This is a genomic window from Ketogulonicigenium vulgare WSH-001, assembly GCF_000223375.1.
GTDB classification, from domain to species: Bacteria; Pseudomonadota; Alphaproteobacteria; order Rhodobacterales; family Rhodobacteraceae; genus Ketogulonicigenium; species Ketogulonicigenium vulgare.
Genome location: NC_017384.1, coordinates 2,143,530 through 2,168,511, shown reverse-complemented (window position 1 = coordinate 2,168,511; position 24,982 = coordinate 2,143,530). Strand labels below are relative to the sequence as shown.

At 62.9% G+C, this 24,982-nt stretch carries 25 protein-coding genes and 1 tRNA gene; 9 read left to right on the top strand and 17 right to left on the bottom strand.

All coding sequences use genetic code 11. The features are described 5' to 3' along the window. The first annotated feature begins 23 nt into the window (after nucleotides 1-23). From KVU_RS10760 to KVU_RS16260, 3 genes are read left to right on the top strand one after another with little or no spacing between them, the layout of a single operon-like run. A complete protein-coding gene (locus KVU_RS10760; protein WP_013385259.1) occupies nucleotides 24-1,613 on the top strand; it encodes a 5-oxoprolinase subunit B/C family protein in 1,590 nt (529 codons plus the stop codon). Further along, nucleotides 1,610-2,770 carry an acetyl-CoA carboxylase biotin carboxylase subunit gene (locus KVU_RS10755; RefSeq protein ID WP_254660351.1) on the top strand — a complete coding sequence of 387 codons (1,161 nt, stop codon included), beginning with the start codon at nucleotides 1,610-1,612 and terminating at the stop codon, nucleotides 2,768-2,770. Before KVU_RS10760 ends, KVU_RS10755 begins: the two co-directional genes overlap by 4 nt. Then, entirely contained in the window at nucleotides 2,698-3,312 is a 615-nt protein-coding gene (locus KVU_RS16260; RefSeq protein ID WP_254660350.1) for an acyl-CoA carboxylase biotin carboxyl carrier protein subunit, read from the top strand. Before KVU_RS10755 ends, KVU_RS16260 begins: the two co-directional genes overlap by 73 nt. Before the next feature lie 3 nt (nucleotides 3,313-3,315). Here KVU_RS16260 and KVU_RS10750 read toward each other — a convergent pair whose 3' ends face one another. The 11 genes from KVU_RS10750 to KVU_RS10700 all read right to left on the bottom strand — a co-directional run bounded on the left by KVU_RS10750 (nucleotide 3,316) and on the right by KVU_RS10700 (nucleotide 15,414). Next, a complete protein-coding gene (locus KVU_RS10750) occupies nucleotides 3,316-4,569 on the bottom strand; it encodes an MmgE/PrpD family protein (RefSeq protein ID WP_013385256.1) in 1,254 nt (417 codons plus the stop codon). A gap of 15 nt (nucleotides 4,570-4,584) precedes the next feature. Continuing rightward, nucleotides 4,585-5,355, bottom strand: a complete 771-nt coding sequence (locus tag KVU_RS10745) for a LamB/YcsF family protein (RefSeq protein ID WP_013385255.1) — start codon at nucleotides 5,353-5,355, stop codon at nucleotides 4,585-4,587. A 3-nt stretch (nucleotides 5,356-5,358) separates the two neighbouring features. Further along, the gene (locus KVU_RS10740) at nucleotides 5,359-6,669 is read right to left on the bottom strand and encodes a TRAP transporter large permease (protein WP_013385254.1); all 1,311 of its coding nucleotides are present in this window, start codon (nucleotides 6,667-6,669) and stop codon (nucleotides 5,359-5,361) included. Nucleotides 6,670-6,672: 3 nt separating this feature from the next. Beyond that, complete coding sequence (locus KVU_RS10735; protein ID WP_013385253.1) at nucleotides 6,673-7,212, bottom strand: TRAP transporter small permease; 540 nt, start codon at nucleotides 7,210-7,212, stop codon at nucleotides 6,673-6,675. 5 nt (nucleotides 7,213-7,217) lie between these two features. Beyond that, the gene (locus tag KVU_RS10730; RefSeq protein ID WP_013385252.1) at nucleotides 7,218-8,216 is read right to left on the bottom strand and encodes a TRAP transporter substrate-binding protein; all 999 of its coding nucleotides are present in this window, start codon (nucleotides 8,214-8,216) and stop codon (nucleotides 7,218-7,220) included. 55 nt (nucleotides 8,217-8,271) lie between these two features. After that, entirely contained in the window at nucleotides 8,272-9,036 is a 765-nt protein-coding gene (locus tag KVU_RS10725) for an SDR family oxidoreductase (RefSeq protein ID WP_013385251.1), read from the bottom strand. Further along, nucleotides 9,033-10,505, bottom strand: coding sequence for a flavin-containing monooxygenase (locus KVU_RS10720; RefSeq protein WP_014537994.1), 1,473 nt, complete (start codon nucleotides 10,503-10,505; stop codon nucleotides 9,033-9,035). Before KVU_RS10720 ends, KVU_RS10725 begins: the two co-directional genes overlap by 4 nt. After that, nucleotides 10,502-11,443: an alpha/beta hydrolase gene (locus KVU_RS10715; protein WP_013385248.1), complete on the bottom strand. Its 942-nt coding sequence runs from the start codon at nucleotides 11,441-11,443 to the stop codon at nucleotides 10,502-10,504. Before KVU_RS10715 ends, KVU_RS10720 begins: the two co-directional genes overlap by 4 nt. A 206-nt stretch (nucleotides 11,444-11,649) precedes the next feature. After that, nucleotides 11,650-13,392 carry a choice-of-anchor I family protein gene (locus tag KVU_RS10710; RefSeq protein WP_013385247.1) on the bottom strand — a complete coding sequence of 581 codons (1,743 nt, stop codon included), beginning with the start codon at nucleotides 13,390-13,392 and terminating at the stop codon, nucleotides 11,650-11,652. Between the two features lie 65 nt (nucleotides 13,393-13,457). Further along, nucleotides 13,458-14,465, bottom strand: coding sequence for a serine hydrolase domain-containing protein (locus KVU_RS10705; protein WP_013385246.1), 1,008 nt, complete (start codon nucleotides 14,463-14,465; stop codon nucleotides 13,458-13,460). A gap of 73 nt (nucleotides 14,466-14,538) precedes the next feature. Next, a complete protein-coding gene (locus KVU_RS10700) occupies nucleotides 14,539-15,414 on the bottom strand; it encodes a sulfurtransferase (RefSeq protein WP_014537993.1) in 876 nt (291 codons plus the stop codon). Between the two features lie 289 nt (nucleotides 15,415-15,703). Here KVU_RS10700 and pqqA point away from each other — a divergent pair, with 289 nt between their 5' ends. Genes pqqA through KVU_RS10670 form a run of 6 tightly spaced genes read left to right on the top strand, consistent with a single transcriptional unit; the run spans nucleotide 15,704 to nucleotide 19,927 of the window. Beyond that, on the top strand, nucleotides 15,704-15,796 hold the full coding sequence (pqqA, locus tag KVU_RS10695; RefSeq protein ID WP_013385244.1) for a pyrroloquinoline quinone precursor peptide PqqA: 93 nt from the start codon (nucleotides 15,704-15,706) through the stop codon (nucleotides 15,794-15,796). A 42-nt stretch (nucleotides 15,797-15,838) separates the two neighbouring features. Continuing rightward, complete coding sequence (gene pqqB / locus KVU_RS10690; RefSeq protein WP_044008086.1) at nucleotides 15,839-16,717, top strand: pyrroloquinoline quinone biosynthesis protein PqqB; 879 nt, start codon at nucleotides 15,839-15,841, stop codon at nucleotides 16,715-16,717. Continuing rightward, the gene (gene pqqC / locus KVU_RS10685) at nucleotides 16,714-17,478 is read left to right on the top strand and encodes a pyrroloquinoline-quinone synthase PqqC (RefSeq protein ID WP_013385242.1); all 765 of its coding nucleotides are present in this window, start codon (nucleotides 16,714-16,716) and stop codon (nucleotides 17,476-17,478) included. Before pqqB ends, pqqC begins: the two co-directional genes overlap by 4 nt. Further along, a complete protein-coding gene (gene pqqD / locus KVU_RS10680) occupies nucleotides 17,478-17,783 on the top strand; it encodes a pyrroloquinoline quinone biosynthesis peptide chaperone PqqD (protein WP_013385241.1) in 306 nt (101 codons plus the stop codon). Before pqqC ends, pqqD begins: the two co-directional genes overlap by 1 nt. After that, nucleotides 17,776-18,921, top strand: a complete 1,146-nt coding sequence (gene pqqE / locus KVU_RS10675) for a pyrroloquinoline quinone biosynthesis protein PqqE (RefSeq protein WP_014537991.1) — start codon at nucleotides 17,776-17,778, stop codon at nucleotides 18,919-18,921. The genes pqqD and pqqE overlap by 8 nt, the downstream gene beginning before the upstream one ends. A 7-nt stretch (nucleotides 18,922-18,928) precedes the next feature. Continuing rightward, complete coding sequence (locus tag KVU_RS10670) at nucleotides 18,929-19,927, top strand: bestrophin family protein (protein ID WP_013385239.1); 999 nt, start codon at nucleotides 18,929-18,931, stop codon at nucleotides 19,925-19,927. A gap of 103 nt (nucleotides 19,928-20,030) precedes the next feature. On the opposite strand, the gene KVU_RS10665 is transcribed toward KVU_RS10670, so the two are convergent. The 6 genes from KVU_RS10665 to KVU_RS10640 all read right to left on the bottom strand — a co-directional run bounded on the left by KVU_RS10665 (nucleotide 20,031) and on the right by KVU_RS10640 (nucleotide 24,965). Next, nucleotides 20,031-20,216: a hypothetical protein gene (locus tag KVU_RS10665; RefSeq protein ID WP_060486284.1), complete on the bottom strand. Its 186-nt coding sequence runs from the start codon at nucleotides 20,214-20,216 to the stop codon at nucleotides 20,031-20,033. Continuing rightward, a complete protein-coding gene (locus KVU_RS10660) occupies nucleotides 20,213-21,220 on the bottom strand; it encodes a Hint domain-containing protein (protein ID WP_013385238.1) in 1,008 nt (335 codons plus the stop codon). Before KVU_RS10660 ends, KVU_RS10665 begins: the two co-directional genes overlap by 4 nt. A gap of 116 nt (nucleotides 21,221-21,336) precedes the next feature. Beyond that, nucleotides 21,337-21,413, bottom strand: a tRNA-Arg gene (locus KVU_RS10655). 34 nt (nucleotides 21,414-21,447) lie between these two features. Further along, nucleotides 21,448-22,548 carry an NAD(P)/FAD-dependent oxidoreductase gene (locus tag KVU_RS10650; RefSeq protein WP_013385237.1) on the bottom strand — a complete coding sequence of 367 codons (1,101 nt, stop codon included), beginning with the start codon at nucleotides 22,546-22,548 and terminating at the stop codon, nucleotides 21,448-21,450. 71 nt (nucleotides 22,549-22,619) lie between these two features. Next, nucleotides 22,620-23,798 (bottom strand): flavin reductase, encoded by a 1,179-nt coding sequence (locus KVU_RS10645; RefSeq protein WP_013385236.1) that lies wholly within the window; start codon nucleotides 23,796-23,798, stop codon nucleotides 22,620-22,622. 123 nt (nucleotides 23,799-23,921) lie between these two features. Further along, entirely contained in the window at nucleotides 23,922-24,965 is a 1,044-nt protein-coding gene (locus KVU_RS10640) for a DUF2793 domain-containing protein (protein WP_162491179.1), read from the bottom strand. Between the last annotated feature and the right edge of the window lie 17 nt (nucleotides 24,966-24,982).

The following is a 24,982-nucleotide window of genomic DNA, read 5'->3' as shown; positions in this document are numbered from 1 at the left end:
TGGACAGCAATGAGGTGAGTGACGTGCGATTTCTGCCGGGCGGTTCGGATGGGCTGGTGATTGAACTTTCTGGGCTCGCTCAGACGCTGGCTTTGTTTGATCGCCTGCAAGAAGCAGATTTGCCCGGGCTGCACGCGGTGATCCCGGGGGCACGCACGCTTTTGCTGAAATTCGACCGCTTTCAAACATCAGCACATGCGTTGCAGCAGGCGGTTGCCGCCTTTGGCGCGATTGGCACCGCCGCGCGTAGCGGCCTACAGCATGATATCCCCGTGATCTATGATGGCGAAGATCTGGACGAGGTCATGCGCCTGATGGGGTTGGATAAACCCACATTGATCGCCCGCCACGGCGCGGCCCATTTTAGCGTGGCTTTTACCGGCTTCGCGCCAGGCTTTGCCTATCTTTACTGCGCGGACCCCGCCTTTGATTTGCCGCGCCGCACCGTGCCGCGCGTCGCGATCCCGGCGGGTGCTGTTGCGCTGGCGGGGCGGTTTGGCGGGGTTTACCCGCGTCAAAGTCCCGGCGGCTGGCAGATCATTGGTCGTACCGATGTGCCGATGTGGGATATGTCGCGCCCGCGTCCCGCGCTGTTTATGCCCGGCGATACGGTCCGCTTTCGTGCGGCATCGCAGATGGATGTCACGATCCTGCCACCTGCGCCAAAGCCGCCCGCATCACCGCAATCTCCCTTGGCGTTTCGCGTGCTGCGCGCGGATCGGCCCGCGCTGTGGCAAGATGGCGGGCGCGATGGATTTACGGGGCAGGGCGTCGGACAGTCCGGCGCGATGGATCGTGCCGCGATGGGGCGTGCGAACCGCTTGCTGGGCAATCCGGCGGATGATCCGGTGATCGAGGTTTCACTCGGCGGGTTGCAACTGCGGGCCGAGGCCGCGCTGACCATCGCGCTGTCCGGCGCGCCGGCGCCCTGCAACATCACCACGACAGGGGGTCGCAAAATTACTGTGCCGCACGACCAGCCATTCGCGCTGGATGCAGGTGACGTTGTGCGTTTGGCAGTGCCGCGGGCTGGGATTTACAGCTATCTGGCGCTGCGGGGCGGCTATGATATCGCACCCGTGCTGGGATCTGCCGCGACGGATACGCTGGCGCAGCTTGGCCCGATGCCACTGCGCGCCGGGGATGCAATCCATGGCGCGGGGCGCTCCGCGCAGGCGGTCGCTGATGCCGCATTGGGGCCGGACCTGCCCGCGCGCGGGTCTGACGTCATCCTTGATGTCATTCCCGGCCCGCGCACAGATTGGTTCACTGCGACGGGTTTTCAGACCTTTGCCACGCAAAGCTGGACGGTCTCGGATGCCGTCGACCGTGTGGGTATGCGCCTGACCGGCGGCGCGCCCATTGAACGCGCGCATCTTGGTGAAATGGTGTCCGAAGGCACCCCGACAGGCGCGATCCAAGTGCCGCATTCCGGCTATCCGCTGGTGTTCCTGCGCGATCACCCGCTGACGGGCGGCTATCCTGTCATCGCCGTCATCGCCGATTACCACCTTGATCTGGCAGCGCAAATTCCGCCCGGCGCGCGCGTGCGCTTTAACCCCATTGCGCATTTCGCGCCCGTGACCGCTGACATGCAGGAGATGCATTCATGAAAAAGCTGCTGATCGCCAATCGCGGCGAGATCGCCCTGCGTATCATCCGCGCCGCCCGCGATTACGGGGTTCAGTCCGTCGCGATCTATGCCGAAGATGACTTTAACGCCCTGCACATGCGCGCCGCGGACGAGGCGTTTGGTCTGGGTGCAGGCCGCCCTGCCGAGACCTATCTGAATATCGAAAAGATCATCGCCATCGCCCAGCGCGCAGGGGCCGATGCCGTCCACCCTGGCTATGGCTTTTTGTCCGAACGCGTCGAATTCGCGCAGGCGGTGATCGACGCAGGTCTGATTTGGGTCGGGCCGCGCCCCGATGTCATTGCGGCGCTGGGCGATAAGGTCGCGGCGCGGCGCATCGCGCAGCAGGTCGGCGCGCCGCTGGTCAAGGGCTCGGACGGACCGCTGGCGGATGGGGCCGCCGCGCTGGCGTTCGCGCGCGAGGTCGGCCTGCCGCTGGCGATCAAGGCCGCCTTCGGGGGCGGCGGACGTGGGATGAAGGTCGCGCATCATCTCTCCGAAGTCGCCGCCCTGTTCGACGCCGCCCAACGCGAAGCGGTCGAGGCCTTTGGGCGCGGCGCCTGTTACGGCGAGCAGTTCCTGACCCGCCCCCGCCATGTCGAGGTGCAGGTCATCGCCGACCAGCATGGCAATGTGCAGGTGCTGGGCACCCGCGATTGCAGCTTGCAGCGCCGCAACCAGAAACTGGTCGAAGAAGCGCCCGCGCCTTTCCTCAGCGACGCCCAGCGCGACCGCCTGCACAGCGCCGCGCGCGATATCTGCGCCGCAGCGGGTTATACCAGCGCGGGGACGGTTGAATTTCTGCTGTCATCCGATGGCGTGATTTCCTTTCTCGAGGTGAACACCCGCCTGCAGGTCGAACATGGCGTGACCGAGGAAGTCACCGGCCTCGACATCGTGGTCGAACAGCTGCGCATCGCGGATGGTCTGCCATTGTCGATCACCGACACGCCCGCCCCGCGCGGCCATGCCATTGAATTTCGCATCAATGCGGAGGATCCGGGCCGTGGCTTTTTACCGACGCCCGGTCAGATCACCGCCTTTAACGCGCCATCGGGGCCGGGGTGCGCGTCGATAGCGGCGTCGATGGCCGCTCGGTGGTGCCGGGTGTGTATGACAGCCTGCTGGCCAAGCTGATCGTCACCGGCCCGACGCGCGCCATCGCGCTGGCGCGTGCGCGCCGCGCCTTGGCCGAGTTCCAGATCGAGGGCGTGGCAAGCGTGCTGCCCTTTCACCGCGCGATTGTCGACGCGCCCGCCTTTATCGGCACCGAGGGTTTCGGCGTTTACACCAACTGGATCGAAACCCAGTGGCAGCCGCCCGCACCCGCGCCGCGCGTCGACCCCGTCGATCCGCAGATGATCCGCAGTTTTATTGAGATTGACGGCAAGCGCCACGCGCTCGGCCTGCCGCTGGCGCTGTTTGCAGGTGCCGCGCCACCCGCCCAAGCCGCCGCGCCAGAGGCAAGCGCAGGCGAGATCTGCGCGCCTTTCGCGGGCAGCTTGCTGCAATGGCTGGTCGCTGACGGGGATGAGGTTCATGAGGGCACGCCGCTGGCCGCGATCGAGGCGATGAAGATGGAAACCCAAGTCATTGCGGAGGCCGCTGGCCGGATTACCCTTGTGGCCGAGGCGGGGGCGATGCTCGCCCCCGGCCAAGTGATCGCGCGTCTGCGCTAAACTCTAGGTCAGCGCGGCAATGGCTGCGCTGGCGCTGACCTTGCCCATGGGCAGGGCGGCGATGATGCGGCTGACATCCGCAGCCGTCACGCCAAAGCGCAGCGCGAAACTGGCGGGATCGGCGGTGATACTGTCGAAATCCAGCGCCATCAGCGCATCACCATCACCCATCACCTCATAGCTTTTGCCGTTTTGCGTCAGCACCATGCGCGCGACCTGCGGCGGCAGGCTGTTGTCGTGATGGATCGCGGTGCCCGCGATGACCCGTGCGATATCTGCGGGCAGATCGGGTCCGATCAGCGGCACGACGGTGCCGGTCAGCAGGCCTTGCGCCGCAAGGCAAGGCAGCGACAGCGCTGCGCCCAGCAAGCTGCGATAGGGGCCGCGCGCCTCGGCACCGGGCACCAGCCAGACCGTTTCATGGGCGAACAGGCTGATCCGCGCATCATCCGCAGGTGCGCCGCCCAAATCTGCGCGCATCTTGAGCGCCGCATCAATCGTGGCAAAGCCGACACCGCTGGCGGGATAGGGTTTCAGCCCGACCTGCTTCAGGTCAAAGACGCGGCTCGCCAGCGTATCAAGCAGGCGCTGGGCGCCGCGATCGTCGAAATAGGACTGTGCCCAGCCGTTCTGCCCCTCGAAGCTTTGGTCGGCGGCGGTGGCATCCATCAGTTGCACCAGCAGCGCGGCCTCGATCCCGGCGCGGGCGGCGCGCATCAGGTCCAGCCGCCATTCATCGGTTTCCTCGATCATGCAGCGGGTGTGGCCTGCGGATGCATTTGCCGCCAGCGAGATCGCCCGCGCGGTCTGCGCCGCATCCAGCCCAAGGCCAACGCTCGCCGCCGCTGCCGCACCGATATTGCCGAACATCGATGTTGGGCGGAAACCTTGTTTATGCGCTTGCAAGCCATAGGTGGCGGCGACGGGCATCTCGGCGGCATAACCGGCTGCGACGGCGGCATAAAGATCGTCGGTGCCACTGGCCAGCGCGGCGGCGATCACCATTGGCGCGATATGGCAGCGGCCCTCGTCAAACCAGTCATCTTGGGCACGGGCATAGATCTGCGCGGCGAGGCGGCCAGCCAGCGCGACAGGGCCGCTCTCGCCCGGCAGAACAAGCCGCTCGGTCGGACGCGCGGGGCTGGTGGCAAGGGTCAGGTTATGCGCCAGAATAGCGCGCAGGCGCGGCAGGTCGGGCTGGGCCGCGGCCTGATGCGCAAGGGCGGCAAGGCGGCGGCTGATCGAGGGTTCTGTCATGGTCGGCTTTCGGTTTTAGGGGCGTTCGGGGGCGGCAACGCGCACGCCCGCCTGTTCCAGCGCATGGCGCAGGTGTTCGGCATTGCGGACGGCATGCGGCTCGTCCCCGTGCAGGCAGATCGTGTCAGGTTTCACGGGAATCAGCGTGCCGTCATGGGCGATGATGGTGCCCGTGTCCAAAATGCGCAAAATGCGCGGCACGATCACGGCTGGATCATGCAGCATCGCATCCGGGTGGCTGCGGGGCAGCAGCTTGCCATCGGGCGCATAGCCGCGATCGGCGAAAATCTCGCGCGCGATCGGCGCGCGCAAGGCCAGCGCCGCATCCTCGAGTGCCGTGCCGGGCAGCACGAACTGGATAGCCCCCGGCAGCACACGCGCGGCGGCCCCAAGGCAGGCATCCGCCATGGCGCGATCCACCATCGCCATATTGCTGAGCGCGCCGTGCAGTTTCACGTGACGCAGCTCGACATCCACAAGGCGCGCGATGCCGATCATCGCCCCGATTTGCGCCGCGACCAGACTGGCCAGTTGATCGGCCGTGAACCCCGGTATAGGGCGGCGGCCAAAGCCCTGCAAATCGGCAAAACCCGGATGCGCGCCGACAGCGACCCCTGCGGCCTTGGCCAGCCGCAGGGTTTTCGCCATCACCTCATGATCGCCCGCGTGAAAGCCGCAGGCGACATTGGCCGAGGTGACGATCCCCAGCATCGCCGCGTCATCGCCCATCTGCCAGGCGCCAAAACTTTCGCCCATATCGGCATTCAGATCGACGGTCAGTGACATGGGTTACCTCGACATCAACTCTGGCAGGAACAGGATGATCTGCGGAAAGACCGACATGATGATCGCACCCAATACCAACAACAGGAAGAACGGAAAGGCCGCGCGGATTGTGCGGGTAAAGCTGTCGCCCGTCAGCCCTTGCAGTACGAACAGGTTCAGGCCCACCGGCGGGGTGATCGCGCTCATTTCAATCACCAGCACCAGAAAGACGCCGAACCAGATCGGATCAAAGCCCGCATTCACGATCAGCGGAAAGGCGATAGGCAGCGTCATCACGATGATCGAGATGCCATCAATGAACATGCCAAGGATGATATAGAACACCAGCAGCACCGCGATCAGCATCCACGGTTGCAGGTTCATCTGCACGAACATATCCGAGATCGTCTGCGGCACATGCATATAGGCAATTGCCGCCGACAGCACAGCCGAGGAGGCGATCAGGATCGTGATCATCGCCGAGACCCGCAGCGCGCTGCGCAACGCATCCAGAAACAGCCGCAGCGAGAATTGCCGCGACGCGGCGGTAATCAGGATTGACCCCATAACCCCCATTGCCGCAGCCTCGGACGGGGTTGCGATGCCGGTATAGATCGTGCCCAGCACGAACCCCATCAGCAGGATCATCGGCGCCAGAATCCAGATGCCTTGGGCGAATTCGCGCAAGGTGGGTCGCGCGCCCTCGCTGGGGGCCAGCGCCGGGTTCATCTTGCAGCGGATGGCGATATAGGCCGAATACATGATCGCCAGCACGATCCCCGGCACGATGCCCGCCATGAACAGCTTGGCGATCGAGACATTGGCCGAGATGCCGTAAATCACCAGCGAGATCGACGGCGGGATCAGCAGCCCGAACGTCCCCGCACCCGCAAGCGAGCCGGAGGACAGTTGGTGGTCATAGCCGCGGGCCTTCAGCTCGGGGATGGTGATTTTGCCAATCGTGGCGGCGGTCGCGGGGCTAGAGCCGCAGACAGCGGCGAACATGGTGCAGCCCAAGACATTGGTATGCAGCAGGCCCCCCGGCAGCAGCCGCGCGAAAGGCGAGATGCCTTGGAACAGGCGGCGCGACATGTCCGTGCGCACGATAATATCGCCCATCAGGATGAACAGCGGGATGGCCGCCAATTCCCAAGACACCATCTTTGAGGCAAAAATGGTGCTGGTGATCGACCCGATCCGCGCAAAGGAAAAATCCATCACGAAATGCAGGCTAAGGAGGGCCACCATCACCAGCCCCAAAAAGACCCAGACCCCCATGCCCAGCACAAGGAAGATCAATGAAATAAGCACCACAGGTGCGATTGCGGCTTCCATCGGTTAAATCTCCAACGCGCGTTCGGTGGTGTCGCCGACAAAAATCAGGCGCAGCAGGCGCACGCAGATATGCAAGAACAGCAGGGCCAAACCGATGACCGGAAAGATATCCAGATACCATTTGGGGAATGAAATCATATAGGTCGCAAGGCTGCCGCGGTTAAAACTCCGCTCGAAAATCAGATAGATGTAATACCACAGCCAGCCGGTAAGGGCGGCGGCGGCGGCGGTGCAGATCAGTTCCATCACATAGCGGATGCGATCGTTCACCATCTGCTGCACGATGTTCACGCGGATCATCGATCCCGATTCCATCGCCCAGGCCAGCGTCATAAAGGTCGCAATCGATAGGCCGTTCGCCACGATGGCATCCGCCATATAGGTCGAGCGCGAAAACAGCCGCAGCACGACCTCTAGCACGATGGTCAGCAGCATGACCGTCACCAGAACCGCGGCGAATGTCGCCGCGATCAGGTTCAGACCGTGAGAGAAGCGCGAAATGACATGCAGCCATTTCGGATCGGTTTTCGCGGCTGTTTTCATCTGGATCAGCCGACCTTGGCTTCGAAATCAGCCAGCAGGGCGGCGCCTGCGTCACCTGTGGTCGATAGCCATTCGGTGCGGGCGTCATTGCCCGCGCTTTGCAGTTGGGCAAAGGCGGCGGGGTTCGGCTCGCGCTGCACATTCATGCCATGCTCTTCCAGCGTGGCAAGACCGGCGTTCAGCACTTCGATCACTTCGGTCCAGGCGAAATCGACGGTCTCTTGACCGATCTCGCGCAGGCCCTCTTGCACTTCGGGGGGCAGGGCCTCGAACGCGTCGCGGTTCACATGCGCGCAATAGCTGGCCAGCGAATAGAAGAACAAGGTAAAGTTGCTCAGGTAATCCCAGCACGAGATCGACGCGCCGCCGTCCGCCGAGGTCAGCATCGCATCCAGCGCGCCCGTCGATAGCTGCGGCACCACATCGGTCCATGCGATCTGCAAGGGCGCACAGCCCGCATTCGCCATCGTGCGGGTCGAGATGCTGTCAAAGGTGCGGATGCGCAGGCCGCGCAGGGCCTCGACCGAGTCGATCGGGTTTTTCGAATGGATGCCAGCGGGCGGGCTGGGCGATCCAAACAGCAGGACCTGGCCGTATTCCTCAAAGATATCGCCATAATAAGGGCTGGCGGTATCCCACAGCAGGCGTGATTCCTCGATGGATTTCACCAGGAAGGGCAGGTTCGACACGTTGAACAGCGGGTTGATCCCGTTCAACTGGGTGACAAGCGTGGTTGCGGCCTGCACGGCGCCGGTTTCGACCGCGTCAAAGTGATCGGCCGATTTATACCCCAGCGCGCCGCCGCCTTGATAGACGACCTCGAGCTGATCGCCGAACCGCTCGTTCACGCGGCTGATAAAGAAATTGGCGGCACGGCCGGGCATCAGGCTGGCGACATATTCGTCGGCGAAATCCCATTTGGTCCCGGCGGCAAAGGCCGGGCGGCCAAGGGCACTGGCCGCCAAAAAGCCAGAGCCCAGTTTCAAAACGGTTCTGCGTTGCATTTTACTCTCCATGTTGTGAAAGCGGCCGAGGTTTTCCCCGTGCCGCGCTTTGGTCTTATTTTACGCAAGTTCCGGCATCGATCGTCAGCGTATTGCCGGTGACGAACCGCGCCTGATCGGACAAAAGCCAGGCGACGGCATTGGCGATTTCCTCGGGTTCGACCCAGGCGATGGGCATCAGATGGCGCTGTTTATAAAGGGCCATCAGATCGTCCATTGTCGCATCCTCGCGCTGAAAGGTGCGGCGGGCATGGGCGATATCATCCACCATCGGCGTGCGGACGGATGTCGGATGCACCGTGTTCACGCGGATATTCAGCGGCCCCAGCTGCTGCGCGAAAGACCGCATCAGCCCGACCACCGCATGTTTCGATGCCGCATAGGCCATGAACCGCGCCGCGCCCCGCAGGCCCGAGATCGAGCTGGTCAGCACAAGGCTGCCGCTTTGCTTTTCGGCCAGAACCTCGGCCACGGCGCTGGCGGATTGAAAGACGCCTTTGACGTTCACATCCATCGTCAGATCGAACACCGCGTCAGTACCGTCGAACAGCCCGCCTTCCAGGCAGACGCCCGCATTCAGAAAGCCCCCGTCCAGCGTGCCAAAGGCCGCAACGCCAGCGGCGACGGCCGCACGCATATCCGCGCGCGAGGTGACGTCCCCCGGCACCTGCAACAGGTTCGCGCTGACGCGGGTCTCAGCATCCCAGCGGTCGCTGGCGATGACATTCGCGCCCTCGGCCAAAAGGCGCGTGACAGTGGCTGCGCCAATGCCGCCCGCAGCGCCGGTCACGAAAAAGGTCTTACCTTGCAACAGGCTCATGATGCCGCCCCATTTTTGGAATATTTCATGCCGCGTTTGCGCCAGAATTTGGAACTCAGCCGATAGGTCAGCGCGGTGAATGGCCATTGGGTGACGACCTTGCCGCTGGCGTTGCGGAAATAGTTGTTCGATGTCGCCCAGACCGTCTTTTGCAGGCGGGCTTGGATCCATGCGTTAAAGCGTTGGGTCACGGCAGGGTCCGCCTCGACCGTATCACTGCCGCTGCGCGCCATGTCGCGAATGCAGCGCGCCGCGAAATCGGCGTGCGATTCCAACAGGTAGACCAGAGGGCCGGAGTTGGTGTTCGGCCCATACATCATGAAGAAATTCGGAAAGCCCGGCACGGCGACACCGGACAAAGCCTCGGGCTCGCCCGCCCAGACATCATGCAGTTCGCGCCCGCCCGTGCCCTGCACCGATAGCGTGTAAAGGTAATCGGTCGCCTTGAACCCCGTCGCCAGCACCAGCACATCCAGCGCGTGCGGCGTGCCGTTTTGGTCGATGACGCGGTCTGGCGTCAGTTCAACGACTTGCGGCGCGACGGTGACATTGTCCTGCGCGATCGAGGAATAATAGGTGTCGCAATAGACCGGGCGCTTGCCCCAGACCGGATAGTCGGGCGTCACCATGGGGATCAGCTCTGCGCGGCGTGCCAGCTCGTGGCGCATATAGGCCAGGGCGCCCTCGCGCAGTTTGGTGTTGGCGGGGGTGCCTGCCATCTGGTTGCGCCCCCCTGCGCGTTCACGCTCGTAAGCAATGAAATGCTTCAGCCGAAGCAGCTTATGCCCCAGCCAGCTGCGATAGCGCTGCCGCTCGGCGGGGGTATAGGGGCGGTTGCCCTTGCGCAGCACCCAGTTCGGCTCGCGTTGAAAGACGGTCAGGTGATCTGCGACCTTGGCCGCTTCGGTCACGATCTGCACCGCGGTTGAGCCTGTGCCCACAACCCCAACCCGTTTACCCGTCAGGTCATAGCCCTTGGGCCAGCGCGCCGAATGGATGATCGCGCCACCAAATCCGGTGCCTTCAGCCCATTTGGGGTAATTGGGGACGTTCAAAAAGCCGACAGCGGTGATCACGGCATCAAAGACCGCCGTCTCGCCGCTACCCAGCGTCAATGTCCATTGATGCGTCGCCGCGTCCCAAGCCGCGCCGCGCACGCCGGTGCGCAGCCGCAACCGGGGCCCCAGGTTCAACGCATCCCCCGTGCGCTGCAGATAGGCCAACAGCTCGTCCCGCGCGCAATGGGTGCGCGTCCAGTCGTTGCGGTTGAACGAGAAGGAATAGATATGCGAGGGGGTGTCCACCTCGGCCCCCGGATAGCTGTTATCCAGCCAGGTGCCCCCCAGCGCGTCCGATTGCTCGAACAAGGTGAAATCCTCGATCCCGTATTTCATCAGGCGCTGGGCGGCGGCGATGCCGGAAAAACCGCCGCCGATAATGGCGACGCGCGGCGCTGTCTTGCTGGTCAATTCTGTATTCCGTCCTGGGCGTTTTGGGCATTCAGCCAGTCCGCCATGGCGTGCAGACAGGTGGTGACAGCGGGGCAATAGGTTTGTGCAAGGAAATAGCCGTGGATCAGACCGATCCCCGGATCGACCGTTACATCAGCCCCCGCGGCCCGCGCCTTGTCGGCATAGGCGGTGCCGCTGTCGCGCAGCACGTCGTTTTCGGCCACCGCAAGCATCGTCGGCGGCAAGCGGTGCAGTTGATCGCTCAGCAGCGGTGCGGCCAGCGGGTCGCTCAGGTATTCCTGCGCCGGGCAATAGGTGTCCCAATAGGCCTGCATCGTGTTTTTCAACAGCACCGGCCCATTGGCGAATTCGTCATAAGAGGGGCGGGTATTATCCGCATCCAGCGCCGGATAAATCATCAGCTGCGCCTGCAGCGGCACATCTGCATCCAGCGCGGCCAGCGTCACCGCCGCAGCGATATTCCCCCCCGAGCTGTCGCCCGCCGTCGTGATCCGCGCAGGGTCGATCCCCAGCGCGGTGCATTCAGCGATCATCCAGCGCAGAACGGCAAGGCCCTGATGGACGGGCAGCGGAAACACCGCCTCGGGGGCAAGGGCATAATCGACGCTGACCACAACCATATCGCACAGCCGCGCGAAATTGCCGGTGATGTCCCATGTCGTCTCGGCGCTGCCGCGCACCCAGCCACCGCCGTGGAAATACAGCATTGCAGGGCGCGTACCATGCGTCTGGCCAAAGACACGCACACGGATCTTGCCCGCCCCAAAGGGCACGAAATGCTCGGCGCTCGGGATGGCGTCGTTGATCGGATCACGTTTTTCGCGGGTGATATTTTCGAACAAAAGCCGCTGACCGGCCATGCCAGCCGATGCCGGCAATGCCGCCCAACGCGCGGTCCAGTCCCGCAAAAATCCGACGAGGTTCTGGTCCAGCACTGCATCCCTCTTACAATCTTATCAACATTGCTCAACAATTTCACCGCCACGATAAAATGCAAGGAAAATATTGTCGGATGCTTTGACGTTGGGGGAATGGGATGCTGCGATGATTGTAAGGGCGGCGGCGGTGCCTATTTTTTCACCGCTGATCTGCATGAAAAAAGGGGCGCCAAGGCGCCCCTTTTACAGGAAAATCCGGTCTTTTACGGCGCCAGGCGGTCGATGGCGAACAGGGTCGTCGTGCCGCTGACTTCGTTGCCGACCATCAGCACCGGGCGGCCTTGTGCGTCGGGGCTATCGGCGGCGGGGATGAAGTACAGGCCCTCGGCCCCAAGGTCGGTGGTGGTGCCGCCTTCCTCGGAATGCGCCAGCGAAAAGTCGCGGTTGTTGATATAGGTGACAAATGTCGCGTTTGCAGGCTCGGTGATGTCATAGACCATGACGCCGCCGACACGTTCGAACCCGATGAAGCCGTAGAGACGGCCGTCGATCTCGCCAATCGCTGCGCCTTCAGGCTCGGGGCCTTTGTTGACCGAGCGACGTTTCAGTTGCGTTTCGCGGTGCGCATGGTCGGCGTTGAAATAATCGGGGTTCGCGGCAAGGGTGATTTCCTCGAAATCGCTGCCCGAATCCCAGACCAGCTCCAGCGCGCCCTCGCCAACCTTAAAGATCGAGGCCGAGCGGCCACCAAAGGTGTAAAGCGCGTCGTACACGCATTCTGCGGCGACATATTCGCCGATTTCGGCATAGCCCAGCGCCTGCACTTCGGCGGTCGACAGCGAGGGGTTGCACTCATTCGCAACGCCAAGGGTCGAGGTCACCAGCAGCTTGCCAATCGCAGTGTCTTCTTGCAATTCGGCGGCGTTGGGGAAGGCGGTCGCGTCCAGTTGCAGATCCTCGATCGCGAATTCTTCCAGCCACCAGCCGTCTTCGTCATAGGCGCGGGCATCGCCCTCGTTCGCGGTCAGGATATAGGTCTCGCCCGCCACCTCGAACACACGGATCGTATCGGGCAGCAGGATGCCGAACACCGGCCAGTGGCGGATATTCACCTCGCCCTTGCGGCTGGTATCCAGACCCGCACCCGACCATGCGCCATTTTCCGACCAGTCTTTAAAGCCCAGCGGCAGCACATCGGTGATGGTCGCGCTGGCAATGTCGATGACAGCGATGGCGTTGTTTTCCTGCAGCGAGGCATAGGCGGTGGTGCTGTCGCTGGATACCTCGACCCATTCGGGTTCGAAATCCTGCGCGGCGCTGGCACCGGGGCCAAAGATGCGGACGCCGGCTTCGCGCAGCGCGTCTTCCTGCCCGTTATAGGCGCGGAAATCGGCGGTGCGGACATTCGCTTGCGTCACAGTCGCGGCACCGCCCGAGATGTCGATGACCGAGATCGAGCCCTCGGGGTCGATGCCGAAATCTTCGCGCGGCTCGCCTTCGTTCACGACCAGCACCCAATTACCATCGGGCGAGAAGGTCAGGGCGTCGGGCAGGGCGCCCACTTCGACCGTGGCCAGGATCGCGCCGTCGATATCGGCCAGCACGACAAAGCCATTGTCGGTGACGGTATTGTTCTGCACCGCCATCGCGACCACGCCGTTCTTGATCGAGATCGAGTTCACACCCGCGCCGACCTCGGTCAGGGTGATCGTATTGATGACGACCGGCTGGGTCGGATCGGACAGATCCATCACATCCACCGCGCCAGCGGCGGCGTTGATGACGAAGCCGCGCTTGGACGCCGCGTCATAGGTGACGATCTCGGCGGCCGATTCTTCGTAAATACCGGATTGATGGGTGCCCAGCACCGAAAGTCCGATGGCTGCGCCTTCGGCGGCATAGACCAACGGCACATCTTGCGCCACAGCGGGGGCGGCCAACAGCGCGCTAACGACAGCGGCGCCCGACAAAAGCCGCGCATGCGCGGAAAGCGAAGGTAGGGTCATGGTGCGGGGTTTCCTAAAAACTGACCCCGCCCTGCTAGTGGCCCACCCTCACAATTTTATGACACTCAGGCGGCGGCCCGCACGGCGGCGATCATGCGGGCGCTGAGATCATGCAGATTGTCGCGATCGGCAATCGTCGTCGGGCGCGGATCGGCATCCGACACCATCACCACGCTTAAGGCCAGCTCAGGCACAATATACAGCATCTGCCCGCCATAACCCCAGGCATAGGCGATCTGCTCGCCCCCCAGTTCCCGCAAGAACCAGCCGTAACCATAGCCGTCGCCGCTATAGACCGAGCGTGTGTAGGATTGCCACGAGGCGCGGACCCATTCTGCGGGTATCAATTGCGTGCCATCCGGCGCGCGGCCGCCGTTGCGATACAGCTCGCCAAAGGCCAGCAGCGATGCGGGCGTCATCGCCATCTCGTTGCCGCCAAGGTAAATGCCCTGCGGATCGCGTTCCCAGCCGGTGATATCGAAATCGGGCAGCACGCCCAGCCACTCGCGGGCCAGCGACAGGGTCGATTGACCGCTGACGCGCGTCAGGATCGCCGACAGCAGATGGGTTGATCCGGTGGAATATAACATGCGCCCGCCGGGTTCGTCGTCAAAGGGGCGCGCCAATGCGTTCCTGACCCAATTGCCGCTGCTGACCCAATTGCCGTAATTCGCCCCCGATGTGCGCCCAAGGCCCGCCCGCATGGTCAGCAAATGGCCGATGGTCACATCATTCAGGCGCGGGTCGGGGTTTGCGGGCAGGTCCCCCGCCAACAGGGGGGCGATGGGCTGGTCCGCCCCCTCCAGCAGACCGCGCGCCACGGCGATGCCGACCAGCGCACCGATGATCGGCTTTGAGGCGGATTTGATATTGGTGGCGGCCTCGGCGCTCTGGCTATTATAGCCCTGTGCCACTATGGTTTCGCCGTTTTGCGCGATGGTGATGGCGCGCAGCGGCGCCAGGCCCGCAGCCTCATCCAGCAGCGCAGAAAGAGGGGCGCTTTGTGCAAAAGCGGGGCGCATCAGCATGGGCAGCGCAAGGCCTGCGGCGATGAAATGGCGACGAGACGGCATCAAGGCTCCTGCGCGGCGAATGGGATGTCCCATCATGGCGCAAGATTGCAGCCGCGCGCGATCACGCTTGCGTTTATACGGCGGATTGCTGCAGAGCGGGCGCCGGTGCCACGATGGGCAGCTCTGGATGCCCGCCCCATTCTGCCCAAGACCCGTCATAGACCGCGCCCTGCGGCAGGCCTGCGACGACGCGCGCAAGGGTGATGATCGTCGCCGTCAACCCACTGCCGCAGCTGGCAATCACGGCGCGATCCGCGCCCGCGCCAAGCGCGTCAAATTGCGCGCGCAGGCTTGCGCCGTCGCGCAATGTGCCGTTTTCATTCAGCAAGTCCGCATAGGGCATGTTCAGGCTGTGCGGGATATGGCCGACGCGCATCGTCTTGCGCGGCTCGGGGTCGGTACCTGCGTAACGCCCGGCAAGGCGCGCATCCAGCAGCAGCTCGTCTCCGGTGGTGAGGTTCGCCAGCACATCCCCGGCCCGGCGCAGGCGTTCGGGGCGCAGTTTGAAGGAATAGGGCGAGGTCGGGGCGTAATTTTGTACGCCGCTGTCAACGGGGCGTCCCTCGGCCTGCCATTTGGCAAAGCCGCCATCCAGAATCGCCACATCGTCAAAACCGAACAGCCCCAGCAGCCACCAGCCGCGCGCGGCGCCTGTCACATGGCGCTGGTCGTAAAACACCACCCTTTTGCCCGGCCCAATACCCATCGCAGCGGTTGCAGTCATCATGCGCAGCAGCGGCGGCACCATGGTCGGCAGATCGGTATCCGTATCCGAGACGCTGTTATGATCCCAAAACGCCGCCCCGGGAATATGCGCCGCCTGATATTCGCGGCGGCCATCCCATGGCTCGTTCGGCAGGTATTGCGTTGCATCGAACACCAGAACATCCGGGTTCGTCATGTTATCTGCCAGCCAGTCCGTCGATACGAGCGGAGGAAACCGATCCATTTGCGCACCTCGCGATGTGATACAGCAACGTAACATAAATACACGACAAAACCAATAGAGATAATATTGTTTATCTATCAACCCCTTAAATTAAAGGGGCAGGGTGGAATACTGGCCGCCCGGCACCTGCCTGCATCCTTGACAGATTGACGCAGCTATAACGCAGTGCACGTTGCCATAGGTTAATCCTATTGTTTCCATAGCAAGACGGGCTGCGACATTTTGTCTAGCTTTGATTCACGGTGCAAGCGCATCGGTTAACGCAACATCTAGCCAAGGGATGGACATCATGGCCTGGATCAAGCCCAAATTCTTCGAAACGCCGGTCGGCATGGAAATCAACATGTACGCCTGCGCCGAGCAAGCCAAGACCACCAAGTAAGGTGATCAAAGGCGGCCGCACCTGAACAGCCGGAGAAAGCCTATGTTTATCCGCCTTTTAGGGACGGCCGCCGGTGGCGGGCTACCACAGTGGAACTGCGCTTGCGCAGGGTGCACGGCGGCCCGTAACGGGGATGCGCCCCAAAACGGCCAGTTTTCGATGGCACTGTCCGCCGATGGCGAGGACTGGCTGCTTTTGAACGCATCCCCTGACATTCGCCAGCAACTGCTGGAGACGCCTGACCTGCATCCGCGCTCTCTCCGTGATAGCCCGGTCAAGGCGGTGTTGCTGACGAATGCCGAGATTGACGCTGTTGCGGGGCTGCTGACCCTGCGCGAGGGGCATGCCTTCGACCTTTGGGCCGATGGATCTGTGCTGGAGACCCTTGGCAAAAACAGCATTTTCGACGTGCTGACCCGCGTATCGCGCCGGAACCTTCCCCAAGGGGAAGAATTCCAGCCGCTCGCGGGACTTTATGTCACCTCTTTCCCCGTTCCGGGCAAACCCGCCTGGTATCTCGAGCAATCGGGCCAAGCGGCGGACGATGGCGACACGATCGGCCTGCGTATCCGCGCGAAGGACAAGACCGCTTTTGTAATCCCAGCGTGCGCCGAGATTACCGATGATTTACGCGCCCGCGTCAGCGGGGCAGATGCGCTGTTTTTCGACGGCACACTCTGGCGCGATGACGAGATGATCCGCGCGGGCCTTGCGCAAAAGACCGGAGCCAGCATGGGACATGTCTCGATCTCGGGCGCGGCGGGCGTGATCGCACGTCTGCACGATATCCCGCTCGGCCAGCGCGTGCTGGTGCATATCAATAATTCCAACCCCGTCCTACGCCCAGGAACCTCCGAATATGCGCAGACCATCGCCGCAGGCTGGGTCGTCGGGCAGGCAGGTATGAGTATGACGCTATGAAAGACATCATTCTAGACCCGACCCCCCGCACGCTGGACACGCCCGAGGCGCTGGAATTGCGGCTGCGCGAAATCGGCGCCGCGCGCTATCACAACCTGCATCCGTTCCATCACCTGCTGCACGGCGGCAAGCTGAACAAGGGTCAGGTGCAGGCCTGGGCACTGAACCGCTATTATTATCAAAGCTCGATCCCGATCAAAGATGCCGTGGTGCTGTCGCGCTTTCGCGACCATGCGGTGCGGTTGGAATGGCGCCAACGGATCGAGGATCACGATGGCAATACGCATGGTGAGGAAGGCGGCATCGAGCGCTGGCTGGTGCTGACCGACGCGCTGGGCCTGCCGCGCGATTACGTCACCTCGACCGTCGGCATTCTGCCCGCGACGCGGTTTGCGGTGGATGCCTATATCAATTTCGTCCGCGATCGCAGCCCGCTCGAGGCGGTGGCATCCGCGCTGACCGAGGTTTTCGCCGCCAATATCCACAAGGAACGCATCGCGGGGATGCTCGCGCATTATGATTTCGTGAATCCCAGCGTGATGGCCTATTTCACCCGCCGGGTGGCGCAAGCCAATAAGGATGCGGATTTCTGTCTTGATTACGTCAAGCGCAATGCCCGCACCCCCGAAGAGCGCCAGCGCGTGGTCGAGGCGTTGATCTTTAAATGCAATGTCCTGTGGACCCAGCTTGACGCGCTGCAACATGCCTATGTCGAGGGGCATCCCCCGCCCGGCGTGTTCAATCCGGCGGAGTGGGCGTGATGCAGGGCCGCCTGACGATTGCCGAGGATATGCCCCTGCGCCTGCACCGCCAAGTGCGGCTGCGCTGGGACAAGGCACGCGGGCTGTGGCTGCTGCTGGCCCCGGAAAAGATCCTTGTGCCCGATGAAACCTGTGTCGCCGTTTTGCAAGAACTCGACGGCGGCCCGCTGTCAGGCGCGATCAACCGCTTGGCTGAAAAATACGCCGCCCCGCGCGATGTGATCGCTGGGGATGTGATCGAGGTTCTGCAAGACCTCGCGAACCGCGGCTATCTGCTATCGGAGGAGGCAATCCCAAATGGATGACCCATTTCGCATCGTCGGCAAAGCGGTTGACGCCCGCAACACCTATGGCCTGCCGCTGGCGGTTCTGGCCGAGCTGACCCACCGCTGTCCGCTGCAATGCGGCTATTGCTCGAACCCGATCCAGTTGGAACAGGCCAGCCGCGAGATGACGACCGAGCAATGGTGCAGCGCCATGACCCAGATGGCGGACTTGGGCGTGTTGCAGATCCACTTTTCGGGCGGCGAGCCGACCGTGCGCAAGGATCTGGAACAGTTGGTGCAACATGCCTCGGATGTGGGGCTTTATTCGAACCTGATCACCTCGGGCGTGATGATGACGCGTGATCGGATGTTCCGGCTGGCGGATGCGGGCCTGAGCCATGTGCAGGTGTCCATTCAGGGCGCGACGGGGCAGATGTCCGATCTGATCGGCGGGTTCAAGAATGCGTTGCCGAAAAAGCATGACACCGCCACTTGGACGCTGGAGGCGGGCCTTGCGCTGACGGTGAATGCCGTTGTCCACCGTCAGAACCTGCCCGAGCTGCCGCAGATCATTGAAAAAGCGGTGGAATGGGGCGCTGCACGCCTCGAGGTCGCAAACGTGCAATATTACGGCTGGGCGCTGAAAAACCGCCAAGCCCTGATGCCGACCTTTGCCCAGCTGGAGGACACGACCAATATCGTCAACGAGGCCCGCGCGCGGCTGAAGGGTATTTTGGAAATCGACTATGTGATCCCCGACTATTACGCCGCGCGGCCAAAGCAATGCATGGGCGGCTGGGGGCGGCAGTTCTTCAACATCAGCCCCTCGGGCCATGTGCTGCCGTGCCATGCCGCCGAGACGATCACCGAGCTGCGTTTCGACAGCCTGAAAGAGCGGACGTTGGAATGGATCTGGCATAACTCCGATGCGATGAATTGTTTCCGCGGCACCGACTGGATGCCCGAGCCGTGCAAAAGCTGCGCGTTCAAGGAAATCGACTTTGGCGGTTGCCGCTGTCAGGCCTATGCTTTGGCCAAAGACGCCTCGGCCACCGATCCGGCCTGTGCGAAATCGCCGCTGCACGAGGCGATCTTTCGCACCGCGATGGCGGAATCCATCGCATCCGAAGATGACTTTATCTATCGCAACTTCGCGAATGCACGCGCGGATAGCTGACGGATAGTTGACTGCGACAATCTCGCTGATTGACGGCGGGGCGGCGCGGGCGTTTGGCAGAGGGATCAATCCCAGCCATCCCGCGCCACCTGCGCCAAGCGAGCCCGAAATGATCGTCCGCAAGCGACCCAATGCCCTTTTGATGCTGTTCGTCATAAAAGGAGGGGTCATTCAGCGGATTTTTCCGCAATTGCTGGTGGTTGGTGCGATGTCGACCCTGATCGTCTGGGCGCATCATACCTATCCCTCCGTGGTGCCCGGCGTGAACCCTGCGCCTTTCGCGCTGATCGGGATCGCGCTGTCAATCTTTCTCAGCTTTCGCAACACCGCCAGTTATGATCGCTGGTGGGAGGGGCGCAAGCTGTGGGGGCTGATCATCCAGACCAGCAATGACATCTCGCGCCAAAGCGTGGTGCTGGATGATGGCGCGCCATCTCCATCGCCCGCGCGGCGCAAGCTGCTGGAGCAGGTCATCGCCTTTGCCAGCGCGACGGTTATCGTGCTGCGCGCGGGCGGCCATCGCAGCGCGGGCGCGACGCCCCTGCATACGATCAGCCCGCCCGAGGCGATCTTGCATCAGATGACGGCCGAGGTTGGTCAGCTTTTGCGTGCGGGCGCGTTGCAGGCGGGCGAGGCCTATGCGCTAAACCGCCATATCGCGACGCTGTGTCAGGCGCAGATCTCGTGCGAGCGGTTGCTGAACACGCCCTTGCCCTTTGCCTATACGCTGCTGTTGCACCGCACGGCCTATCTGTTTTGCTTTTTGCTGCCCTTTGGTTTTGCCGATTTTCTGGGCTGGGGCACACCTTTGGCGGTGATGCTGGTCGCCTATACGTTCTTTGGCCTCGACGCGCTGGGCGACGAGCTAGAGGAGCCCTTTGGCCTGATGCCGAACGATCTGCCCATCGCCGCCTATGCCCGCGCGGTCGAGATCAATATGCGCGCCGCCATGGGCGAGGCGAACCTGCCCGCCGCGATGCAGCCGAAAGATTGCGTCCTCACCTGACCGCTTGCGGCAAGCGGACGGATCGCGGATCATGGTGCCATGTTGATCCGCGATGAAACCCCAGCCGATAGCCCCGCTATTACCACCTTGATTGCGGACGCCTTTATGGGCGCGGCGGATCGCGGGGCAGGATCTGGGCTGGTTCGGCCTTGGGCCTCTTGCTGTGCGGAGCGATCTGCAAAGGCAAGGGATCGGCGCCGCTTTCGCTTTGCAGCTCTTGCGCTTGCGCGCCGATCGCCCGCATACCCCGCGCCTGAACGGCGTAAAGCAGATATGTGATAGGGATCACGAAACCTGTTGCAGCGGCTTGTCGTTCTTTGCATGCCGCCCCAGCAGGCTTGCAATTTCGCTGCCTTTTGGCACGGGTCGCGCCAGTTCGCGCGCTGCGCCGATTTGTGCGAGATCTGGGAATAGCGTGAAAATCTCGATACGCGCAGCATGGGGCAGGCTGCGCAGCGCGATCGGACCAGTGTGCAGGCTTTCGGTCAGCGCGCCATTGGATATGACGATCTCGTGCCGATCAAAAAGCATGTGGAAATAGCGGACATCTTGGCTTTCGGGTTCGATAAAGATTCCGGGCAGCGCTGTGAGCTTGACGGCAGGCACCAGAACCTCGTCCTGATCAAACATGCGCGCGGCGATCTTGGATTGCACCAGCACGCGGTGTTGCGGGGACACGAGCAAGTCCTGCGTCGGCAATCCGGTACCCAGCGCGCCCGCGCTGATGCGGATGGGACGCAGTTTTGGACGGGCGGCAAGGGCCGCAGCAGAAACAAGACTTTCACCAACCCAGCGCAGGATTTGCGGCCCGTTATCCCTAGTCACCACCAGATCGCCGGCAACCAGATCCTCAATCCGTTTCGGGCCATTGGGGGTCTCGATCAACGTGCCGGCGGTAAAACAGGGCGCTGCGACGGCGAGGCCTGTGGTTGTGTCGAAGGCCACCGGCTGGAAATCAAGCGTCGACACGTCCAGCGCATCCAGCTCGGCCTGGGTCGCGTTCGAGATGATGACGAAATCCCCCGGCGCAAACAGACCGGGCGGTGCAAGTGGCAACATGGTCACCACGCTGGCCAGCACATAGGGTCCCGCGGCGCCTTCATAGCGCAACAGGTCGCTGTACTGGGCGAAGAAATCGAGGCTGAGGATGTCGCCGACTTCGAACAGGTCACCGGATTCGCCGTTACTCCAGGTGGCATTGGCGCCCCAGCTGATGCTCGAACGCTCTGCCTCGACAGATCCATCCGAGTTATAGATTACCTTGTACACATGTAGAAAAATGAAACTTGCCATCTTTAACCCCGCTTGTCCGAGGTTTACGATTGTTTCGTGTTTTCGAAATGTAAAGTATTTTGGTCCAGTCCCGCATTTCGTGCCTGAAACCGCCGCTTGCCATGCCAAAATGGCCATGGCGACCCCACCAGGAATCGAACCCGGAACCTAGCGCTTAGAAGGCGCTTGCTCTATCCAGTTGAGCTATGGGGCCGTCGCGGGCGGTTTGGCGTGGAACCGCCGTCTTGTCAACGCCGCCCAGCCGCCCATGCTGTGACATCCCCCGCAGGCGCATCGCCCATGATGGTGCGGGCCAGCCCTTCGCCCATCAGCGCGCCCAGCTTGAACCCGTGACCCGAACAGGCGCTAAGCAGCCAAGCGGCCGATCCTGCCTTTTCAATGACGAAACGCTCGTCATCCGTCACAGTGTAATAGCAGACTTTGGGTTCAAGGATTTTATACTGGTCGAAATCCTTGAAAGCGGTTTGTGCGGCATGCAAGACCGGCGCAATGTCGAAATCGGTGGCGATGCGGTCATCGTCGCCGTGGCCGATGCGGGTAAAGCGGTGATCGCCGATTTTCAGGCGGGTGCCATTGCGCGGCGGCAGGATATAGGCGCCAAAATCGGGGCCGACGTCGATCATCACCGGGGCCTCGGCCCAAGCGCTGGCGTGATGGGCGGGCGGTTCCAGATAGAGCACCAACTGGCGCGAGGGTTTTAGCCGATCCGCCATCCCCGGCAGCAGGTTCGTGACCCAAGCGCCCGCCGCGATCACCACCAGATCGGCGCTATGGACCCTATCGCCGACAGTGACGGTTGCCGCCTCGGTATCGATTGCGGTGACTTTGGAATGCGGGTGCATCTCGACGCCGTTTTCCGCAAGCCATGCCGCCAGATCGCGCACAATGCGGCCGGCGAAAAGAATGCCCGAGCCGCCGGCCTCGAACGCGCTGGTGATGCCGTTCAGCGACACGAAAGGCAAGCGCGCGGCCAGCTCGCCCAGCGGCAGGCGGCGATGCGCGATCCCGAGGGGCGAGAGATCGGCGGCCACCTCGTCATAATGATCCTCGCCGCCGCGCGCGGCATAGATGATGCCGGTGGGCAGATAGTGATCGGCGCCGATATCGGCAAACATGCGGGCATAGGTGTCGAAGGCATGCGGCATCAGCGCAGCATAGCCCGGCAGGCCGCCATAGGTATGGCGGGTGATCCGGTGTTCGTCGTTCGAGCTGGCGGTAACGCTAGGGATCGCGCCTTGGTCGAAGAGCATCACCTCGGCTCCGCGTTTGCGCAGGGCCCAAGCCGTGGACATCCCGCCAATTCCCGCGCCGATGATTGCGACTCGCATCCGATCACTCCCTGATACAGCCTTGTTTTCACGCAGCATTGCCCAAGGCGTGACCGGATGGAAGGACTTTGTTACTCGGGCGCGATGGCCTTTTCGCCAAGGCGCTGGGCGGTGGATTTCAGTTTGTCGACCAGCGTGGCCAAGGCGGCATCCGTGATCCCCAGCGGCAGGCTGCGCAGTTGCAGCGCCGCCACCACGCGGCCCGCGCCGTCCCGCACCGGGGCAGAGATGACGCGGATACGCTCATCCGCCGGGATTGTTGCGGGTTCATAGCGGTCGGCCAATGCGGCAATCGCCCCCAGCAGACGGCGGTGGCCTGCAGGTGTCAGACGATCCTGGCTGAGCGCGGCGGCATCGCGGTCAATCGCGGGGTGATGGGCGGATTCGAGCAGTACCGAATAGCCGCGGTCCCGCACACGCGCGAGGCTGTCCGTCAGGCTTTGGCGCAGGGCATCATCCAGCGGTGTCGGCGCGCGCGCCAGCCAGTCATCAACGCCCGCCTGATCGCGCCACGCGACGAACAACTGCCCCGAGGGCGGCACGAACGGCAGGCGATTGCCCAAAAGCTGCGGCAGCGTATCGGTATCGGGGGCGGCGGCGCTGGCCAGCAGGACCAGCTCGTGGTCGATCTGGCCCATCAGGCCAACCTCAAAGCCGGTCTCCTCGCCCAAAGCCTCCATATAGGGGCGGGCGCGTTCGGCAAGGCGCAGCGGCGCGAACAGATCTTGCCCCGGGCGCATCACCAGCGAGCGGGGCGAGAAACGGCCATAGCCGCCTTGGAAAAACAGCAAGGGCATGGTGTCATGGGGGGCGTCCAGGTCTTCGACCGCGACAAAGACCAGATCATGGTCGCCCGCATCGATCACACGGTCGACGCGGCCCTCGATCCAGGCCACCGCGCCGTCCAAAATGGGCAGACCATTGCGCGAGGGGTGCCACGCCACCCCCGCCCATTTATCCGTTACCGCGCGCGAGGCAAAGCGGCGACACAGGTCGGTATCATCCGCCGAGATCACATTGAACACCAGGCGATCTGCGTGCTGCATCCGCGCATAGGTGCCCGAATTCTTCATCGGCATATAGGCGACCAAAGGCGGCTCTAGCGAGACTGAGGTGAAAGATCCGACAACCATTCCAATCGGTTCGCCCTGTTGATCCAGCGCCGTGACCAGCACGACGCCGGTCGGGTAATGGCCCATCACGCGGCGAAAATGTTTATCGTCCCATGGGGCGGGCGTTGCGTCAGACATCCACTTCTCCTTTTGCAGATCGCGCACGGTCAAGGGGCGGCGATCCAAGATCGCAAGGTGCGACGAGTGCGTGGCAGGGGCAAGTGCGATTTTCGCGCGCGGGGCGGATAAAGGATGGGCACCCTAAAACCAGCGCCCAATTGCAAGAATTGATATCGTTCCCTGCGTCGCGGTCACCGGCGCGGCAAAGCGCAAGGTCACGTTCGATGCGCCCACCGCCGTTGCATAGGCCCATGCGATATTTGCCGCGACCGGCGTCGCACTGACGCTGGGGGCCGAGATAAAGGCCACCGGATAGGTCAGCGATGAGGCGCCAGAGATGAAATTGCTGCCCTGCGCCGTATTTGCCGTCAGCGTGCCCGAGCTGCGCCAGCAGATTTGCGTGCCATTGGCCAGGCGCAGATAGGAGCCGTTGGTATTCGTGCCGCTTTCGATCACCGCACCGGTTGGCACGCCTGCGGTTTGTGCGACCGTACCCAGCAACATGCCCAGATGCACCAGCGCATGGCCCTGAGCCGTGCCGCCCTGCGGCAATTCCACCGCGCCCGTCGCGCCATTCGCGTGCAGGGCGGTGTGGAATGTGCCGCCATCGGCCGAGACTTTGACGCTGAAGTGATCCTCGCCCGCAAGGCCCATTTCCGCGCGGCCCGACCAGCCGGACTGAAACAGCAAGCTGGCGGTATCAGCGGGGGCGGCTTTGTTCACCTTCAACTGGTGGCCCCCTGCGCTGTTATACAGCAGCGTGGCCGGGCCATGCGCCGCCAGGACATTCACGCTATCAGCGGCGGCATTGATGCCCAGGCGCGGCAGGTTGTTCATGCCCGCGCTGCCGATCACCTGCCACGCGCCGTCCGTGCGCACCAGCAGGTTTTGTGTGGCTTTGTCCCAGATCCGCCAGCCATCTGCGGGTGTGATCGGGTGCCAGCCGCCATCCAGCGCGCCGACCAGCACATTGTCCAGCCCCGTCCAAGCTCCGCTGCCACCGCTGCCTACCAGCCAGCACTGGCCATCCGCAGGGCTGAGGGGCGGCACGTTCAGCACCGTGCTTTCAACGCAGGCTTGCAGCGCCGTATCCAGCCGCTGCAGCGATTCATTCACCGTCACATGCTTTTGCGCTTGGGCGGGCTGCACCAAAGGCAGCGCGAGACGAGTGGTGGTTTGCGACATAGAGGCCCCCTTTGACA